Source organism: Lactobacillus gigeriorum DSM 23908 = CRBIP 24.85, from assembly GCF_000296855.1.
GTDB lineage: Bacteria > Bacillota > Bacilli > Lactobacillales > Lactobacillaceae > Lactobacillus > Lactobacillus gigeriorum.
Genome location: NZ_CAKC01000011.1, coordinates 1 through 1,917 on the forward strand (window position 1 = coordinate 1; position 1,917 = coordinate 1,917).

The window sequence follows — 1,917 nt, forward strand, 5'->3', positions numbered from 1 at the left end:
AATATACATAAAAAAATAGCGGAGAAAAATCTCCGCTAATAATTAACAAATTTTAGGACATTATCCTAAGTTATTGACAGTCCTTTTTTGTATTTTTTTGATTTTTTATTTTAAAACTCCTATTTTATTGAAAATAATATACACATAGCACGTTTTTAAAAGCTATCTCTTACTATATATTCGATCTAAATCTTTTTTCTGAACAACTATGTAGTTTTATTTTATATTGGACTCTACAGGCATTTCTAATTTTAACAATTATCTTGTTTTCTGCTTCTCGGTTTTCACTCATCATCTTCCCTGCTAGTAAATGTTTATAACTACTTTTAAAGTTTCTGCTAGTTATTGGTTTTGTTCGCATCATTAGTTAACACAGTAAGATGTTTTATCAAAAGATACTATTGAGTTTATGTTATCAGTAATTATTTAACAGGTTTTAGTCGAGTATTTACTTGCTTGTTGCTTATTTTGGTGGTGACGCAATTATCACTTGAGTCACAGTAAAAGTAGCAAACTTTTTTCATATTATTCCCCTACTCTTTTGAACTTACTGTATTAAAAATGGTGTAAATTGCTTTTTTAGATCAAATCTTCACCTTATTCACAAAAAATTTTAGGTATTAAGACTTTTAATAGCTTATTCAACCAATTTTGTCTAATCTTACATAAAAATTTACCATTACATATAAATTTAGGTGTCACTGCCAATCTATTTACAACTTCTATTAAATAGACTGCAAATAGACAATTATTCCACATAACTAATTGATAATTTGTATTATCATCATATATTTGGATCTTTTATATATTTGATCTACCATAATTTATCACGCTTATTTAGCACTGCTTTTTAACTATTATTCGAACGACTTGTCCTCATTATTTCTAATAGTTTTTAAAAACACTTTTGATGAAACCTCGTTCTCTAAAACATCTGACATTCCTTTATCTTGTAATAATATGCCACTATCGACATATTTTTGTGCTTTTTCTCTACGTTTATCCTGTATTGTCGTAACAAATTATTAGACCATATTCCTTTGACATAACATATAAACGCTTAAAACGTTGTTTAACGATAGATTTGCTAAATACGAAAGAAATTATCTTAGCTACATAAAAACGAAGCTCAAAAAGTAAATTTACGAAGAATTTCTATTAATTCTAAAACAAAAAATGCTTTAACATCAACGATTGACACGCATTGAAATTAAAGCATTTATATAGTTACGGAGTAGGAGAGATTCGAACCCTCGCGCCGGAATAACCCGACCTACACCCTTAGCAGGGGCGCCTCTTCAGCCACTTGAGTACTACTCCAAATGGGCCTAAATGGACTTGAACCATCGACCTCACGCTTATCAGGCGTGCGCTCTAACCAGCTGAGCTATAGGCCCCTATTCAATTCAAGCGGGTAACGAGAATCGGACTCGCGACTAAAGCTTGGAAGGCTTTCGTTTTACCACTAAACTATACCCGCATATGCAAGAAATGGCGCGGGACGGAATCGAACCGCCGACACAAGGAGCTTCAATCCTTTGCTCTACCAACTGAGCTACCGAGCCATCTTACGGTCCATGCGGGATTTGAACCCGCGATCTCCTCCGTGACAGGGAGGCGAGATTGACCACTACTCCAATGGACCATATTGCGGGAGCTGGATTTGAACCAACGACCTTCGGGTTATGAGCCCGACGAGCTACCAGACTGCTCCATCCCGCGATAATTATTAAATTGAATCCTAACTATGGACCTTGTAGGACTCGAACCTACGACAGGACGGTTATGAGCCGTCTGCTCTAACCAACTGAGCTAAAGGTCCAAGCTTACAAATAGCGGCGGGGGGGATCGAACCCTCGACCTCCCGGGTATGAACCGGACGCTCTAGCCAGCTGAGCTACACCGCCAAAATGTTTT

The 1,917-nt window shown here is 36.0% G+C and carries 8 tRNA genes; all 8 read right to left on the minus strand.

From position 1 onward, the window contains the following. Positions 1-1,230: 1,230 nt before the first annotated feature. A tRNA-Ser gene (locus BN52_RS01180) sits at positions 1,231-1,320 on the minus strand. A 3-nt stretch (positions 1,321-1,323) separates the two neighbouring features. Further along, positions 1,324-1,397, minus strand: a tRNA-Ile gene (locus tag BN52_RS01185). A 12-nt stretch (positions 1,398-1,409) separates the two neighbouring features. Continuing rightward, positions 1,410-1,480: transfer RNA gene (locus BN52_RS01190), tRNA-Gly, on the minus strand. A 12-nt stretch (positions 1,481-1,492) separates the two neighbouring features. Further along, positions 1,493-1,565: transfer RNA gene (locus tag BN52_RS01195), tRNA-Phe, on the minus strand. Between the two features lie 6 nt (positions 1,566-1,571). After that, positions 1,572-1,645, minus strand: a tRNA-Asp gene (locus BN52_RS01200). Positions 1,646-1,648: 3 nt separating this feature from the next. Continuing rightward, positions 1,649-1,722 (minus strand) — tRNA-Met (locus tag BN52_RS01205). A 26-nt stretch (positions 1,723-1,748) separates the two neighbouring features. Then, positions 1,749-1,822: transfer RNA gene (locus BN52_RS01210), tRNA-Ile, on the minus strand. An 11-nt stretch (positions 1,823-1,833) separates the two neighbouring features. Then, positions 1,834-1,907, minus strand: a tRNA-Met gene (locus BN52_RS01215). Positions 1,908-1,917: the final 10 nt, after the last annotated feature.